This is a genomic window from Flavobacterium sp., from assembly GCF_036782315.1.
GTDB lineage: Bacteria > Bacteroidota > Bacteroidia > Flavobacteriales > Flavobacteriaceae > Flavobacterium.
Window position 1 is genome coordinate 57744 of record NZ_DAIPZK010000007.1, and the last position, 15278, is coordinate 73021.

Annotated in this window: 17 protein-coding genes; 11 read left to right on the forward strand and 6 right to left on the reverse strand. The window is 33.1% G+C overall.

The genetic code is table 11. The annotated features are described in order from the left end of the window. Positions 1-41 precede the first annotated feature (41 nt). The 7 genes from trpD (at position 42) to V7P59_RS07560 (ending at position 6861) form a co-directional block, all read left to right on the forward strand. Positions 42-1034, forward strand: a complete 993-nt coding sequence (gene trpD, locus V7P59_RS07530) for an anthranilate phosphoribosyltransferase (RefSeq protein WP_333809546.1) — start codon at positions 42-44, stop codon at positions 1032-1034. A 2-nt stretch (positions 1035-1036) separates the two neighbouring features. Continuing rightward, a complete protein-coding gene (gene trpC, locus V7P59_RS07535; RefSeq protein WP_333809547.1) occupies positions 1037-1822 on the forward strand; it encodes an indole-3-glycerol phosphate synthase TrpC in 786 nt (261 codons plus the stop codon). A gap of 139 nt (positions 1823-1961) precedes the next feature. Further along, positions 1962-2597: a phosphoribosylanthranilate isomerase gene (locus tag V7P59_RS07540; RefSeq protein WP_333809548.1), complete on the forward strand. Its 636-nt coding sequence runs from the start codon at positions 1962-1964 to the stop codon at positions 2595-2597. Beyond that, positions 2587-3768, forward strand: coding sequence for a tryptophan synthase subunit beta (trpB, locus tag V7P59_RS07545; protein WP_333809549.1), 1182 nt, complete (start codon positions 2587-2589; stop codon positions 3766-3768). Before V7P59_RS07540 ends, trpB begins: the two co-directional genes overlap by 11 nt. A 156-nt stretch (positions 3769-3924) precedes the next feature. Further along, a complete protein-coding gene (gene trpA / locus V7P59_RS07550; RefSeq protein WP_333809550.1) occupies positions 3925-4686 on the forward strand; it encodes a tryptophan synthase subunit alpha in 762 nt (253 codons plus the stop codon). Positions 4687-4770: 84 nt separating this feature from the next. Next, on the forward strand, positions 4771-5328 hold the full coding sequence (locus tag V7P59_RS07555) for an NfeD family protein (RefSeq protein WP_333809551.1): 558 nt from the start codon (positions 4771-4773) through the stop codon (positions 5326-5328). Positions 5329-5340: 12 nt separating this feature from the next. Beyond that, complete coding sequence (locus tag V7P59_RS07560) at positions 5341-6861, forward strand: flotillin family protein (protein WP_333809552.1); 1521 nt, start codon at positions 5341-5343, stop codon at positions 6859-6861. A 64-nt stretch (positions 6862-6925) separates the two neighbouring features. Here the strand turns inward: V7P59_RS07560 and yaaA are convergent, their stop codons facing one another. The 3 genes from yaaA to V7P59_RS07575 form a co-directional block, all read right to left on the reverse strand. Then, on the reverse strand, positions 6926-7684 hold the full coding sequence (gene yaaA / locus V7P59_RS07565; RefSeq protein ID WP_333809554.1) for a peroxide stress protein YaaA: 759 nt from the start codon (positions 7682-7684) through the stop codon (positions 6926-6928). A gap of 139 nt (positions 7685-7823) precedes the next feature. Further along, the gene (locus V7P59_RS07570) at positions 7824-8861 is read right to left on the reverse strand and encodes an RluA family pseudouridine synthase (protein ID WP_333809555.1); all 1038 of its coding nucleotides are present in this window, start codon (positions 8859-8861) and stop codon (positions 7824-7826) included. Positions 8862-8863: 2 nt separating this feature from the next. After that, positions 8864-9499 carry a PASTA domain-containing protein gene (locus V7P59_RS07575; RefSeq protein ID WP_333809556.1) on the reverse strand — a complete coding sequence of 212 codons (636 nt, stop codon included), beginning with the start codon at positions 9497-9499 and terminating at the stop codon, positions 8864-8866. A gap of 178 nt (positions 9500-9677) precedes the next feature. Here V7P59_RS07575 and V7P59_RS07580 point away from each other — a divergent pair, with 178 nt between their 5' ends. Together V7P59_RS07580 and coaD are read left to right on the forward strand one after the other, a co-directional pair. After that, positions 9678-10652 (forward strand): D-alanine--D-alanine ligase, encoded by a 975-nt coding sequence (locus V7P59_RS07580; RefSeq protein WP_333809557.1) that lies wholly within the window; start codon positions 9678-9680, stop codon positions 10650-10652. 3 nt (positions 10653-10655) lie between these two features. Next, positions 10656-11114 carry a pantetheine-phosphate adenylyltransferase gene (gene coaD, locus V7P59_RS07585; RefSeq protein ID WP_333809558.1) on the forward strand — a complete coding sequence of 153 codons (459 nt, stop codon included), beginning with the start codon at positions 10656-10658 and terminating at the stop codon, positions 11112-11114. Positions 11115-11261: 147 nt separating this feature from the next. On the opposite strand, the gene V7P59_RS07590 is transcribed toward coaD, so the two are convergent. After that, complete coding sequence (locus tag V7P59_RS07590; RefSeq protein ID WP_333809559.1) at positions 11262-11897, reverse strand: class I SAM-dependent methyltransferase; 636 nt, start codon at positions 11895-11897, stop codon at positions 11262-11264. Between the two features lie 93 nt (positions 11898-11990). On the opposite strand from V7P59_RS07590, the gene V7P59_RS07595 reads away from it, so the two are divergent. Beyond that, on the forward strand, positions 11991-13715 hold the full coding sequence (locus tag V7P59_RS07595; RefSeq protein WP_333809560.1) for a M14 family zinc carboxypeptidase: 1725 nt from the start codon (positions 11991-11993) through the stop codon (positions 13713-13715). 36 nt (positions 13716-13751) lie between these two features. Here V7P59_RS07595 and V7P59_RS07600 read toward each other — a convergent pair whose 3' ends face one another. Further along, on the reverse strand, positions 13752-13949 hold the full coding sequence (locus V7P59_RS07600; protein WP_333809561.1) for a hypothetical protein: 198 nt from the start codon (positions 13947-13949) through the stop codon (positions 13752-13754). A gap of 46 nt (positions 13950-13995) precedes the next feature. Further along, a complete protein-coding gene (locus V7P59_RS07605; RefSeq protein WP_333809562.1) occupies positions 13996-14595 on the reverse strand; it encodes an NUDIX hydrolase in 600 nt (199 codons plus the stop codon). A gap of 7 nt (positions 14596-14602) precedes the next feature. On the opposite strand from V7P59_RS07605, the gene pyrE reads away from it, so the two are divergent. Continuing rightward, positions 14603-15250, forward strand: coding sequence for an orotate phosphoribosyltransferase (pyrE, locus tag V7P59_RS07610; protein WP_333809563.1), 648 nt, complete (start codon positions 14603-14605; stop codon positions 15248-15250). Positions 15251-15278: the final 28 nt, after the last annotated feature.

The window sequence follows — 15278 nt, forward strand, 5'->3', positions numbered from 1 at the left end:
GAAGTACAGCCCAACTTATGTCCAATTTTAAAATAAATGAAATGAAAAATATATTAAATCGATTAATCCAACACGAAATCTTAACCAAAGAAGAAGCCAAAACCGTTCTGGTCAACATTTCTTCTGGAAATTATAATCCGAGCCAAATTGCAGCTTTTATGACGGTTTATATGATGAGGAACATTACCATTGAAGAACTAGCAGGTTTCCGTGAAGCTTTGTTGGAATTGTGTATTCCTGTTGATTTTTCAGCATATAATACAATTGATTTGTGTGGAACAGGCGGCGATGGAAAAGACACGTTCAACATTTCCACTTTAGCTTCTTTCATCGTAGCAGGAGCTGGAATTAAAGTCGCTAAACATGGAAATTATGGTGTTTCTTCGATTTCAGGATCGAGTAATGTGATGGAAAAAATGGGGGTGAAATTTACGAATGATTCCGATTTTCTCACCAAATCAATTGAAGAAACCAATATTGCCATTTTACACGCACCACTCTTCCACCCTGCTATGAAAAATGTGGGTCCGATTCGGAAAGAATTAGGCGTGAAAACTTTTTTTAATATGTTGGGACCAATGGTAAATCCGTCATTTCCACAAAATCAAATGGTTGGTGTTTTTAGTTTGGAATTGGCTAGAATGTATGCTTATTTGTATCAAAATACTGAAACCAACTACTCCATTTTACATGGATTAAGCGGTTTTGACGAAGTTTCCTTGACTGATGAAGTTAAAATCATATCCAACACTTCTGAACAAATTTTAAAACCAATAGATTTCAAATTACCAGAATGTAAACTAGAAACCATCAAAGGTGGAGCAACCGTTGATGAATCAGCAAAAATATTCTTTGATGTCATTTCTGGAAAAGGAACAACAGCTCAAAATAATGTAGTTTGTGCTAATGCAGCTATCGCCATTCAAACGGTTGAAAAATTAAATTATGATGAAGCTTTAGCCAAAGCGCAAGAAAGTTTAGCCAGCGGAAAAGCATTGGAAAAATTGAAAAAATTAATCACAATAAGTAATTAATCATGAACATTTTAGATAAAATAGTCATCGATAAAAAACGTGAAGTAGAACTAAAAAAAAGCATTATTCCTGTTTCGCAATTGGAAGCTTCGGTTTTATTCAATTCTCGCACGTATTCTATGAGTAAATTATTGAGAAACAGCGCTTCTGGAATTATTGCAGAACATAAACGTCGTTCGCCATCGAAATCGGTTATTAATAATAATCATTCCGTTGAAGATGTAGTTTTAGGATACCAAAATGCTGGCGCTAGCGGTATTTCTGTATTAACAGACGGTAAATATTTTGGTGGAAATTTAGATGATTTGTTATTGGCAAAAGCTTCGGTAAATATTCCATTATTAAGAAAAGAATTTATTGTTGACGAATATCAAATTTTGGAAGCCAAAGCCCACGGAGCCGATGTAATCTTACTAATTGCAGCAGTTTTGACTCGAGAAGAAATAAAGCAACTTTCAGAATTTGGACAAAGTTTAGGTTTAGAAGTATTGTTAGAAGTTCACAATTTGGAAGAATTGGAAAAATCGATTATGCCAAGTTTAGATATGATTGGCGTAAACAATCGCAATTTAAAAACTTTTGAAGTGAGTTTAGATTACAGTAAAGAATTAGCTACTAAAATTCCCGACGAATTTGTAAAAGTTTCAGAAAGTGGGATTAGTTCAATTGAGGCTGTAAATGAATTGCAACAATTTGGCTATCAAGGTTTTTTAATGGGAGAACATTTCATGAAAACCGAAAATCCTGGTTTGGAAGCTAAAAAATTTATAACCAACTTAATTATTTAAAATTAACCACATAGAAACATAGATTAAAATGTAAGAGGAATTCTTAGTAAACAAAGAACTATGAAAACTTAAAAAAAGTGAAACACCTTATTTGATTCAATCAAAAAACTATGTTTCTATGTGGTAAAAATAAAAGAATATGAAAAACGTAAAACTAAAAATTTGTGGTATGAAATATCCTGAAAACATCAAAGAGATTTCAACTCTAAATCCTGATTATTTGGGCTTTATCTTTTGGGAAAAATCAAAACGAAATATAACTTTAGATGTTATTCCTGAACTTCTTGAAACTACAAAAAGAGTTGGGGTTTTTGTGAATGCGTCCATACAAGAAATTGCTTCAAAAATAAACCAATATCAATTAGACGTTATTCAATTACATGGAGACGAATCAGTTATTTTTTGTAAAAACGTGAAAAAACTCGGTGTTGAAGTCATCAAAGTTTTTTCTATGGATTCGACTTTCAATTTTTCTGTGGTTAAAGAATATGTATTAGCTGTCGATTATTTTCTTTTTGATACGAAAGGAAAATTACCGGGAGGAAATGGCATTACTTTCGATTGGAATGTCTTGGAAAACTATCACTTTAATGTTCCATACTTTTTAAGTGGTGGAATTGGAACTACAGAAATTGACGGATTAAAAGAATTTCTAAAATCACCCGCTGCAAAAAAATGTTACGCAATTGATGTTAACAGTCGTTTTGAGAAAAAACCTGGAATCAAAAATAAAATCAAATTACAAAAATTTAAAAAATTGCTATATGAAATATAATGTTGATGAAAATGGATTTTACGGCCAATTTGGAGGCGCTTTTATTCCTGAAATGCTATACCCAAATGTGGAAGAATTAAAAGAAAACTATTTTAAAATAATGGCCGAACCTTCTTTTCAAGAAGAGTTTAACGACTTATTACAACAATTTGTAGGTCGACCAACGCCTTTGTATTTTGCCAAACGTTTATCCGAAAAATACAATACCAAAATCTACTTGAAGCGAGAAGATTTATGTCACACAGGAGCACACAAAATCAACAACACCATCGGACAAATTTTAGTAGCAAAACGCTTAGGTAAAACCAGAATCATTGCAGAAACTGGCGCAGGTCAACATGGCGTGGCAACGGCAACGGTTTGTGCTCTAATGGGATTAGAATGCATTGTGTATATGGGTGAAGTCGATATTAAAAGACAAGCGCCAAATGTTGCTCGCATGAAAATGTTGGGTGCAGAAGTTCGACCAGCAACATCGGGTTCAAAAACCTTGAAAGATGCTACCAATGAAGCTATTCGTGATTGGATTAATAACCCAATTGATACGTTTTATATTATTGGTTCTGTTGTTGGACCTCATCCTTATCCAGATATGGTGGCACGTTTTCAAAGTGTGATTTCTAAGGAAATTAAATCCCAACTTTTTGCTCAAGAAGGTAAAGAAAATCCTGATTATGTAATTGCTTGTGTGGGTGGTGGAAGCAATGCTGCTGGTGCTTTTTACGAATTTTTAGAGGAAGAATCAGTGAAATTAATTGCGGTGGAAGCCGCTGGACATGGAGTTGATTCAGGTGAAAGTGCTGCGACTTCTGTTTTGGGTAAAATTGGAATCATTCACGGAAGTAAAACCTTATTAATGCAAACCGAAGACGGACAAATCACCGAACCCTACTCTATTTCCGCTGGATTGGATTATCCCGGAGTTGGCCCACTTCATGCCCATTTACACGATACTAAAAGAGCAGAATTCATCGCAATAACAGACACCGAAGCCATGCAATCAGGATTAGATATATCAAAAACAGAAGGCATAATACCAGCAATTGAAACGGCACATGCTTTTTCAGTTTTGGATAAAAAACAATTCCTGCCAAATGATATTGTTATTATCAACTTATCAGGAAGAGGCGACAAAGATTTGAATACGTATATTGATTATTTTAAATTTTAAAAAAAGTAACCACAAAGCACACGAAGAAGGCACAAGGTTCACAAAGGCTGATAAGCCTTCTTGACTAAAACTCTGCTATATAATTTAGTAAAAACATATATAAAAACTTAGTGCGCTTAGTGCTTTCTTTGTGTACTTTGTGGTTAAAAAAAGAATATGAACAGAATCAACCAAAAAATACAAGAAGATAGAAAACTGCTTTCCATTTATTTTACAGCAGGATTTCCAAAACTAAACGACACCTTTTCAATTATTCAAGAATTGGAAAAAAACGGTGTAGATATGATTGAAATTGGGTTGCCATTTTCCGATCCGTTAGCCGATGGACCAACTATACAAGAAAGTTCTACTATTGCTATTGAAAATGGAATGACAGCTTCGCTCCTATTTGAGCAATTGAAAGACATTCGAAAAACCGTTCAAATTCCTTTAATCATAATGGGCTATTTTAATCCGATGATGCAATTTGGAATAGAGAAATTTTGTCAAAAATGTGCTGAAGTTGGGATTGATGGTTTAATTATTCCTGATTTACCTATATTAGTTTACGAAACCGAATACAAATCGATTTTCGAGAAATATAACTTGAAAAACATCTTTTTAATTTCGCCACAAACTTCCGAAGAAAGAATCCAACAAATCGATACGGTTTCCGATAGTTTTATTTATATGGTGAGTTCGGCTGCTGTTACGGGAAGTCAATCTGGTTTTGGTTCAGAACAAATGAATTACTTCAAACGGATTGCCGATTTCAACTTAAAAAATCCCCAAATTGTTGGTTTTGGAATTAAAGATAAAGAAACGTTTCAACAAGCTACTCAACATCAAAAAGGAGCGATTATTGGAAGTGCTTTTATCAACTTTTTAAAACACAATCCGATTTCAGACATTTCTAAATTTTTCAATAAAATCAAATAAAAATTAAGAAAGTTCATAGTATTTTTTTGTAAATTGTAACTTTTTGTAAATGTAATCGTATAATTACAAAACTAACTGACAACTATGAACTTTCTTGAACATTACGAGCCACTACTTAAGGCTTTTTGGTACATTGCGTTACCAGTGAGTATCTTTTTTCTATTACAAACCATTTCTACTTTCATTGGATTAAGTGGTTCTGAAACGGATGCCGATACCGATGGTGGTGATGGTGATATGCCTTTTGAATTATTTACCCTTCGCAACTTAATCAACTTTTTATTAGGATTTAGTTGGACAGGTATTTCGTTTTATGAATCAATCGAAAACAAAACGATTCTAATTGGAATTTCTGTATTAGTGGGAATTCTTTTTGTGGGTGTTTTCTTTTTCTTAATCAAACAAATTTTAAAACTTTCAGAAGACAATAGTTTTAAAATTGAAAACACATTAAATAAAAATGCTGAAGTTTATTTAACTATTCCAGAGGCAAAATCTGGAAAAGGAAAAATTCAAATTAGTGTGAATGGTTCGTTTCATGAATTGGATGCCATAACAAATTCATCTGAAAAATTAGCTTCAGGAAGTACTGTAAAAGTAGTTGCAGTGGAGCACAATTTAGTTATCGTAGAAAAAATCTAACCCTTAATTTATATGACACAAGTTATTATTATTGTTGTAGCCGCTTTTGTGCTATTCGTTACTTTCGTGACCTTAATTTCGCGTTACAAAAGATGTCCATCAGACAAAATTTTAGTTATTTATGGAAAAACTGGAGGCACATCGGCTAAGTGTGTTCACGGTGGTGGTGCTTTTATTTGGCCTGTAATTCAGGACTATTCCTTTTTAGATTTAAAACCAATTTCTATTGAAGCGAATTTAACCAATGCGCTTTCTCGTCAAAATATTCGTGTAGATGTTCCGTGTCGATTTACTATTGCGATTTCTACTGAAACAGATAGTATGAATACGGCTGCTGAGCGTTTATTAGGTTTGGCACCAGAACAAATTCAGGAATTGGCAAAAGATATTTTATTTGGACAATTGCGTTTGGTAATCGCTACGATGACGATTGAAGAAATCAATTCGGATAGAGATAAATTCTTAGATAACATTTCGAAAAACGTAGATTCTGAATTGAAGAAAATTGGTTTAAAATTGATTAACGTTAACGTTACCGATATTAAAGATGAATCAGGATATATTGAAGCTTTAGGAAAAGAAGCGGCTGCAAAAGCAATTAACGAAGCTAAAATTTCGGTTGCGGAACAAGAAAAAATTGGGGAAACTGGAAAAGCAGTTGCCGATAGAGAAAAAGACGTTCAAATTGCAGAAACTCACAGAGATCGTGATGTTAAAATTGCGAATACAAACAAAGACAGAGAAGTAAGTATTGCTGCTGCTTTTAGAGATGAAAGTATTGGTAAAGCGGAAGCAGAAAGAGATACGCGTGTAGCAACTTCTGAAGCAAATGCGATTGCGATTCAAGGAGAAAATGAGGCAAAAATTGCCATTGCACAATCAGAAGCAGCAAGACGTGAAAAAGAAGCAGAAGCATTACGTATTGCCTTAGCTTCGGAAAAAGTACAACAAGCAAAAGCATTGGAAGAAGCGTATCAAGCCGAACAAAAAGCGGAAGCTGCTCGTGCTGAGAGAGAACGTTCAACACAAAATGCGAATATTGTAATTCCGGCTGAAATTGCAAAACAAAAAGCCGTTATCGATGCACAAGCTGAAGCAGAAAGAATTAGAGTGCAAGCAAAAGGAGAAGCAGATGCTATCTTCGCAAAAATGGAAGCGGAAGCAAAAGGTTTGTATGAAATCTTAACGAAGCAAGCAGAAGGATATCGTGAAGTAGTTGGAGCTGCTGGTGGTGATCCAACAAAAGCATTCCAATTATTATTAATCGAGAAATTACCTGAATTAGTTAAAACTCAGGTGGAAGCTGTTAAAAATATCAAAATTGATAAAATCACGGTTTGGGATTCTGGAAATAATACAGATGGCAATGGTTCGACTGCGAATTTCGTTTCTGGAATGATGAAAACTGTTCCGCCATTAAATGATTTATTCAACATGGCTGGTTTGAATTTACCAACGTATTTAAAAGGGGAAGATATGCCAAAAGATGCTTCAAGTTCTACAGAAGTTACACCGACCGAAGAAGTGAAATAATTTTTAGAATTTATATTATTAAATCCCAAATTTGTAATGAATTTGGGATTTTTTATTTTAGAATTTACCTCGTAAAAACTAAAGTATTTCCTTTACTTAAATTCGCATCAAAAGCATAACCTTCGTAGTTAAAACCTTTTAAATCTTCAATAGTTTCGGCGTTATTATCGATAATGTAACGCACCATTAAGCCTCTTGCCTTTTTAGCAAAGAAACTAATCATTTTTAGTTTTCCGTCTTTGTAATCTTTGAATTCTGGTGTAATGACTGGAACTTTTAACGCTTTTTGGTCAACTGCACTAAAATATTCGTTGCTCGCTAAATTTAGAAACAATTCGTCTTTAGTAAGTTCTTTGTTTAAATTATCCGTAATGGTTTTCTTCCAGAATTCGTAAAGGTTTTTCTTCGCTCCAATAGCAATAGACGTTCCCATTTCTAAACGATACGGTTGCATTAAATCTAAAGGTTTTAGAAGTCCGTACAAACCTGAGAGAATTCGTAATTTATCTTGTAAAACAGCTATTTTTTCTTTTGGTAAAGAGTAGACATCTAATCCTGTATAAACATCACCATCAAAAGCATAAACTGCTTGACGCGCATTTTCAGGAGTAAAAGGAATGCTCCAATCTTGATTACGTTGCCAATTTAATTCAGCCAACTTTTCAGAAATATCCATAAGCTCCATCAGTTGCTTAGGCTTTTTCTTTTTTAATGTTTTTTGAATAGTCTCTGATTTTGATAAAAAAATTGGCTGTGTAAAGTCAGTAATAGGTAACGGACTTTCGTAATTCAAAGATTTTGCTGGCGATATAACAATTTTCATAATTTTTCTTTCTATTTTTCAAAAATACGAAAATATACAAATGTTGGTTTAGGACATTTATAAGATTTCATTATAGTGTCATAAAAAAACCTTCAACTATCTTTTACTTTTGGAAGTTATAATATTTAAATATTTCCTTTTATTCTTCCGTAAAAGCTTGTGCTTTAGAATATACTCTCCATTTGTCTATACATTCTTGAAAATCTTGTGGAATTGGAGAATCAAATCGTAAAAATTCTTTTGTAATGGGATGTTCAAAACCTAATGTTTTAGCATGTAGTGCTTGTCTTGGTAATATTTTAAAACAATTATCTACAAACTGTTTGTATTTTGTAAAAGTCGTTCCTTTTAAAATAGCATCACCTCCATAGCGTTCATCATTAAAAAGAGTATGACCAATATGTTTCATATGAACACGAATCTGATGCGTTCTGCCTGTTTCTAATTGGCAAGAAACTAAAGTTACATAACCAAATCGTTCTAAAACTTTATAATGTGTTACTGCAGGTTTTCCTTTTTCTGCATCGGAATGAACTGCCATTTGCATACGATTGGTATCATGACGACCGATGTTTCCTTCAACCGTTCCTTCGTCTTCTTCAATATTTCCCCAAACTAATGCTATGTATTCTCTTTCCGACGTTTTCTCTGCAAATTGTTTGGTCAGATAGGCCATAGCAAAATCCGTTTTGGCAACAACCAATAAACCTGAAGTATCTTTATCAATTCGATGTACCAAACCTGGTCTTTCCGAACTATTCATTGGTAAATTTTCGAAATGAAAGGCCAAAGCATTCACTAATGTTCCCGAATAATTTCCGTGACCTGGATGTACCACCATACCAGCTGGTTTATTGATAACCAACAATTGATCGTCTTCATACACAATATCTAACGGAATATTTTCAGGAGTAAGTAATTGCTCGTATGTTGGGTGAGCTAAAACCAAGCGAACTATATCTCCAGCTTTAACTTTATAATTCGATTTTACAGGAACATCGTTTACTAAAATCGAACCTTTTTCAGCTGCTTGTTGTATTTTATTTCTTGTGGTATTTTCAATCATGTTCATCAAAAATTTATCCACTCGTAAAGCTGATTGCCCTTTACTTGCTTCAAAACGATGATGTTCATACAACTCATCTTCTAATTCAGTTCCTACATTATAATCCGCCATTTCTACTTAAATTCTTCTGGTTTAATTTCTTTCTCAACTGGCAAAGTATCTGCGGGCTCTTCTGAACTAAATGTTTCTTCGTTAAAAACCTCTTTTCCATCTCCTAATACAAAATCTAAAGTAGAATTTTTCTTTACTTTATCACCAGCTCTTAAACGTTTTCCATCTTGAAAAATTTGTAAAACAACATCTTTTGCAATATGAGGTTTATAAGTAATCTTTCCTTCTTTTAAAGTCAAAGATTTTAAAGTTGCCGAAATTTGACGATACGTTTTATCTTTAAATTCTGGAATTGTGATTTCTGTAAATTCACCAGCATTTAACTTTACATATACTTTTCTCCCATCTTTAACCAAACTACCTGCTTTAGGATCTTGTTCTAAAATCGTGAAAGGAGGAAAATCAGCATTAAAATCAACAGTATCTAACAAAAATATTTCTAAATCCAAATCATTCAATTTTTCTTCAGCAACTTCTAACTTCATTTTAGACAAATCAGGCACTTTGATTTCTTGACCATGATTGGTTCTAAAATCTAAAAGTTGAATAACTAAAAAAGTAAAAACTACAACAATTGCCATAGCAATTAGAACTTGAACAAAAAATGTTCGACTTGTTAAAAACTTAAATAAACTCATACAAAATGATATTTTGACAAAGATATAAAATTCAAAAAGAAATAACGACGCAATTCATTTTCATTTCTTCACAGATTTAAAACGAATTTACATGAAAAATATTTCTTCTTAAAAGAAACAAAAGACGCAAAATTCTGAATAATTAATGTACTTTTGTGTATATAATTTAAAGTTTAGAATGAAAAACGTTGCCATTATAATGGGAGGTTACTCTAGCGAGTACAAAATTTCGTTAACAAGCGGAAATGTAGTATTTAATAACATTAACCGTGATAAATTTAATCCCTATCGTATTCATGTTTTTAAAGAGAAATGGGTATATGTTGATGAAAACGATGTGGAATTCCCAATTGATAAAAACGATTTTTCTGTAACTGTTAATGGCTCGAAAATCAATTTTGATGTGGTTTTCAATGCAATTCACGGAACACCTGGCGAAGATGGTTTAATGCAATCTTATTTTGAATTATTGAATATACCACAAACTTCGTGTGATTATTACCAAGCAGCATTAACGTTCAATAAACGTGATATGTTGTCTGTTTTAAAACCTTACGGAATAAAAACTGCGGAATCCTATTATTTGAATTTAGGTGATGAAATTAAAGTTGATTCCATTTTAGCAAAAGTAGGATTACCTTGCTTTGTAAAACCAAATAAATCAGGTTCAAGTTTTGGAATTTCAAAAGTAAAAACGAAAGAAGAATTTCTTCCAGCCATTAAAAATGCCTACAAAGAAGACGACGAAATCATCATTGAAAGTTTCTTGGACGGAACAGAAGTTTCTGTTGGAGTTATAAATTATAAAGGAACGGTTACGGTTTTACCTATTACCGAAATCGTATCGGAAAATGACTTTTTTGATTATGAAGCAAAATATTTAGGAAAATCAAAAGAGATTACACCTGCTAGAATTTCTGACGAATTAAAAGTAAAAATCGAAACGGTAGCTAAAAGAGCCTATGAAGTATTAAAGATGAAAGGTTTTTCGAGAAGTGAATTTATTATCGTAAACAATGAACCTCATATGTTAGAAATGAATACCATTCCAGGTTTAACAACCGAAAGTATTCTACCACAACAAGCAAGAGAAGCCGGAATTTCGTTACCTGAACTATTTGAAAACGCCATTGAATTGGCTTTAAAGAAGTAAAACATGAAAAAAGCAATATTTCCAGGTTCGTTTGACCCAATCACTAACGGACATTACGATATCATTAACAGAGGTGTTTCTTTATTTGATGAAGTTATTGTAGCGATTGGTGTAAATGCCGAAAAAAAATACATGTTTTCATTAGAAGACCGAAAACGTTTTATCGAAGAAGCTTTTAAAGACGAACCAAAAGTAAAAGTCATCACCTACTCGGGTTTGACCATCGATTTATGCAAAAAAGAAAAAGCAGATTTCATTTTACGTGGATTACGAAATCCAGCCGACTTTGAATTCGAAAAAGCCATCGCACATACCAATCGTGTCATGTCTAAAATAGAAACGGTTTTCTTGTTAACAGCTGCTCGAACTTCCTTTATTTCTTCAAGTATTGTACGTGATGTTTTAAGAAATGGTGGTGATATTTCACAACTAGTTCCTGAATCGGTTTTAGCAAAAAAATAATTTTTTTTAACCACATAGAAATTTAGTAAAGTCTATAACAAGGCGTTTAACTTATTGAAGTAAACATAGACTATATAAATCATTTATGATCTATAAAAGTCTTATTTACTATGTTTCTATGTGGTTAAATACTCTAATAATTCACACTTAATTTTCAAACACAATCAACTTCTCTTTAATTACTAAATTCGAAAAATGAAATTCTTTTTTTATCCATTCCAAGGTTTGGGGTTGGTAAATAAAAACATGGGTAAAATCATCTTTGTAATACCAATTTTCAAAAGCCTTTTGATTGTTGAAAACTTCTGTTTTACAGTATAATTTTCCTTTCGAAAGTATTAAGCTTTTCAATAATTCAAATTCTTTGTAAGGTTGATGAAAATGCTCCATTACTTCGCAACACGAAACGTAATTGTATTTTTCTTTAAGCAGTACTAAATCATTCGCAAAAAACAAATCGTAATTCTGAATGTGATAGCCTTTATCCTTCAACATTTTAGAAATGACGGGACCTGTTCCTGAACCGAAATCTAAACCTTTAGCTTCTGGATTAAAATCTTGTAAAATAGCATCAACGATTGGAGAAACAAAGTTTTGATAGCGCTCGTCAAAAACATCATTATTGTGCTTTTCGTAATGTGCTTTCTCTTCTTCAGCGGTTAAAAAAGTGTGTTGTGGTCTAAAAATACCTTCACAATTTGTGCATTTATAGAACAAATGTTTGGGCTTTTCACAGAAAACTTCCGCTTCACCTTTACATAAAGGACAATTTTCTAAATTCATCTTACAAAGATAACCAATACTCGTTAAAAAGTATTCAAAACATTTGAACTCCAAAAAGATTCTTTATTTTTGAAAATCAAATCAAACTCAACTATGCGTTTTTTAAAAATAAGTTTTCTTTTCTTCTCGATTTCGGTATTTTCACAAAACAAATTCATCACCCCATTTGAACGAGGCAATGGCAATCAATCTACTACTTATGAAGAATGTATTGCGTTTTATGAAAAATTAGATGAAAGTTTTGCTAACATCCAAATGATTCAAAAAGGCACCACAGATAGCGGAAAACCTTTGCATTTAGTATTATTTTCAAGCGAAGGAAAATTTGATTTTGATGAATATTTTACTAAAAATAAAGCCGTAATTTTAATCAACAACGGCATTCACGCAGGTGAACCTGACGGAATTGACGCTACCATGATGTTAATTCGAGATTTGGCCATGGGAAAAATCAAAACGGCTAAAAACACTTTAATTGCAGCTATTCCGGTGTATAGTGTGGGTGGAATGTTGAACCGAAATTCGCATTCCAGAGCCAATCAAAACGGACCTGAAGAATATGGTTTTAGAGGAAATGCTCGAAATTACGATTTGAATCGCGATTTTATTAAATCAGACACGAAGAACTCAAGAAGTTTTCAAAAGTTGTTTACCGAATTAAATCCTGATATTTTCTTAGACAATCACGTTTCAAATGGTGCAGATTATCAATATACGTTTACTTGTATTGCCACCCAACATGAACGTTTGGGAAACAAATTAGGGAATTATTTCATCAACGAATTGTATCCTTCGGTGGTGAAAGACATGAACAAAAAGAAAATCGATGTAGTTCCGTATGTGAATGTGCACAGCACTACGCCTGATAAAGGTTTTGAGCAATTTACCGATACACCAAGATATGCGACAGGTTATTCGACATTATTCCACACTTTAGGATTTGTTCCAGAAACGCACATGTTGAAAGTCTACAAAGAACGAGTGAAAGTTACCTACGAATTTATGGTCAGCACGATTAATTTCGCTGATACAAATTGGCAAAAAATCAAGCAAATGCGAAAAGATGCTTTGAACGAATATCAAGTTGGAATGTCATATCCATTAGATTGGGCAATTGATTCTACAAAAGTGTCTTATATTGATTTTAAAGGCTATCAAGGCGGATACAAACCAAGTGATATTTCAGGAAAAGACCGATTGTTTTACGACAAAAGCAAACCGTTTACCAAGAAAATTCCGTTTTATGGCAATTATAAACCTACGAAATTTGTAAATATTCCGAAAGCGTATGTTATTCCGCAATCGCAATGGCAAGTATTGGATATCTTGAAATTGAACAATATCAATGCACATCGTATCCAAAAAGACACGATTATGGAAGTAGAATCGTATAAAATTGAAAGTTATCAAACCTCAAAATCACCTTACGAAGGACATTACGCACATTACAATACAAAAGTCTCCAAATCAACTCAAAAAGTAAAATTTTTCATGGGTGATTATGTATTTTATACGAATCAACTAGGCGTGAAATATTTAGTAGAAACCTTAGAACCAGAAGCGGTGGACAGTTATTTCAATTGGAACTTCTTTGATCCAATTTTGCAACAAAAAGAATATTTTTCGAGTTATGTTTTTGAAGATTTAGCGAAAGAATTTTTAGATAAAAACCCAAAAATCAAAGCCGAATTAGAACAAAAGAAACAAAACGACAAAGCTTTCGCTGAAAACGGCGCTGCTCAATTGGATTGGGTGTACAGACAATCACCTTATTATGAGAAAGCGCATTTGCAGTATCCAGTTTATAGGATTAATTAGAGTAAAGAGAAAAAAATTGACTTAAAACTAAAATGCTTAATTGTTAAGAATTTTTTCTATTGACAATTGGTCAACTTTTAAAAGTTCTAATATCAATCGTGCCTTGTCTTTATCATTAATTAGTGAATCATCAAATTCATCCATTAAACCACAAACATAAAGCCTTTCATTTACTGTCATTCCTTGAATTCCATCGACTTTTAAAATTGCATTTTCAATCTCTTCAATTGTCATTTTTTTTAAATTTTTATTTAATTTATAATTCTTAAATTTTTTAAAATCAAACCACCTTCTCTGCTTCAAACAACAACTTAATATTCTCGTACGAGTTCTCCAATAAAAACTTAATATCCTTTGGATTTACCCATTCTACTCGTTCAATGCCTTCATCGGCTTGGCCTTGAGGTGTTCCTTCGTATTTGGTGCGCATTTCAAACCATTGGGTAATTTTTAGTTTATAGCGACCGTTTCTTTTGAAAATATGGTAGGTTCTTTGTAGTTTTTCGGTGATGGCTAAACCAGTTACGCCGGTTTCCTCTTCTACTTCGCGAATAGCGGTTTCTTCAATGGTTTCATTTTTTTCGGTGCCGCCTTTTGGTAAATCCCATTTGCCGTTTCTGAAAATAAAAAGTACATCACCGTTTTTGTTGTAAACCAATCCACCACCCGCTTTTTCAACAGGTAATTTCGCACGAAGTGTTTTCATGATTAACTTTTCATCAGGATGATACAGAAATGCTTTCTGAATTTTATTCTGAAAAATTTTAACAATCAACTTCTTGATATCAACACTTTCCAACAAAAAAAGTTTGAAATCGGTCTCTTTTTGAACTTGATTTGTCAAAAAAAGTGGCTTATCGTTCACAAAAACTTTATACATTTGCAATATGATTTTTAATAACAATACCGCCCAACAAACAGCCGAATTGCTTTTACAAATAAACGCAATTAAATTAAATTCTAAAAATCCTTTTACGTGGGCTTCAGGCTGGAAGTCTCCGATTTATTGTGATAACCGCATAATTCTTTCATTTCCAGCGGTTAGAAATTATATTCGCGATGAATTTGCCAAACATATTGAAGAGAAATTTGGCAAGCCCGATGTAATTGCAGGCGTTGCAACAGGCGCAATCGGAATCGGAATTTTAGTGGCAGAAGCGATGGGATTACCTTTTGTGTATGTACGTCCAGAACCAAAAAAACACGGAAGACAAAATCAAGTGGAAGGTTTCTTGCAAAAAGGACAAAATGTGGTAGTTGTTGAAGATTTGATTTCAACGGGCGGAAGCAGTTTATTAGCAGTAGAAGCTTTACGCAATGAAGGAGCCAACATCAAAGGAATGGCGGCAATTTTTACGTATGGTTTTCCAGTATCAAAAGAACGTTTTGAAGCCGCAAATTTGGATGTGTTCACGTTAAGTAATTACGAAAACTTATTGCAAAAAGCGGTGGACAAACAATATGTTTCAGAAAATGAACTAAAAACGTTAAGTGCTTGGAACGCCAATCCTGCAGAATGGAATGTAGAAGTTTAAATCACAAACAATAAACTATCAACAATAA

What these genes read in the sequence shown, in the direction of transcription:
- trpD (WP_333809546.1), top strand. Translation starts at nt 42, where the DNA reads ATGAAAAATATATTAAATCGATTAATCCAACACGAAATCTTAACCAAA.
- trpC (WP_333809547.1), top strand. Translation starts at nt 1,037, where the DNA reads ATGAACATTTTAGATAAAATAGTCATCGATAAAAAACGTGAAGTAGAA.
- V7P59_RS07540 (WP_333809548.1), top strand. Translation starts at nt 1,962, where the DNA reads ATGAAAAACGTAAAACTAAAAATTTGTGGTATGAAATATCCTGAAAAC.
- trpB (WP_333809549.1), top strand. Translation starts at nt 2,587, where the DNA reads ATGAAATATAATGTTGATGAAAATGGATTTTACGGCCAATTTGGAGGC.
- trpA (WP_333809550.1), top strand. Translation starts at nt 3,925, where the DNA reads ATGAACAGAATCAACCAAAAAATACAAGAAGATAGAAAACTGCTTTCC.
- V7P59_RS07555 (WP_333809551.1), top strand. Translation starts at nt 4,771, where the DNA reads ATGAACTTTCTTGAACATTACGAGCCACTACTTAAGGCTTTTTGGTAC.
- V7P59_RS07560 (WP_333809552.1), top strand. Translation starts at nt 5,341, where the DNA reads ATGACACAAGTTATTATTATTGTTGTAGCCGCTTTTGTGCTATTCGTT.
- yaaA (WP_333809554.1), bottom strand. Translation starts at nt 7,684, where the DNA reads ATGAAAATTGTTATATCGCCAGCAAAATCTTTGAATTACGAAAGTCCG.
- V7P59_RS07570 (WP_333809555.1), bottom strand. Translation starts at nt 8,861, where the DNA reads ATGGCGGATTATAATGTAGGAACTGAATTAGAAGATGAGTTGTATGAA.
- V7P59_RS07575 (WP_333809556.1), bottom strand. Translation starts at nt 9,499, where the DNA reads ATGAGTTTATTTAAGTTTTTAACAAGTCGAACATTTTTTGTTCAAGTT.
- V7P59_RS07580 (WP_333809557.1), top strand. Translation starts at nt 9,678, where the DNA reads ATGAAAAACGTTGCCATTATAATGGGAGGTTACTCTAGCGAGTACAAA.
- coaD (WP_333809558.1), top strand. Translation starts at nt 10,656, where the DNA reads ATGAAAAAAGCAATATTTCCAGGTTCGTTTGACCCAATCACTAACGGA.
- V7P59_RS07590 (WP_333809559.1), bottom strand. Translation starts at nt 11,897, where the DNA reads ATGAATTTAGAAAATTGTCCTTTATGTAAAGGTGAAGCGGAAGTTTTC.
- V7P59_RS07595 (WP_333809560.1), top strand. Translation starts at nt 11,991, where the DNA reads ATGCGTTTTTTAAAAATAAGTTTTCTTTTCTTCTCGATTTCGGTATTT.
- V7P59_RS07600 (WP_333809561.1), bottom strand. Translation starts at nt 13,949, where the DNA reads ATGACAATTGAAGAGATTGAAAATGCAATTTTAAAAGTCGATGGAATT.
- V7P59_RS07605 (WP_333809562.1), bottom strand. Translation starts at nt 14,595, where the DNA reads ATGTATAAAGTTTTTGTGAACGATAAGCCACTTTTTTTGACAAATCAA.
- pyrE (WP_333809563.1), top strand. Translation starts at nt 14,603, where the DNA reads ATGATTTTTAATAACAATACCGCCCAACAAACAGCCGAATTGCTTTTA.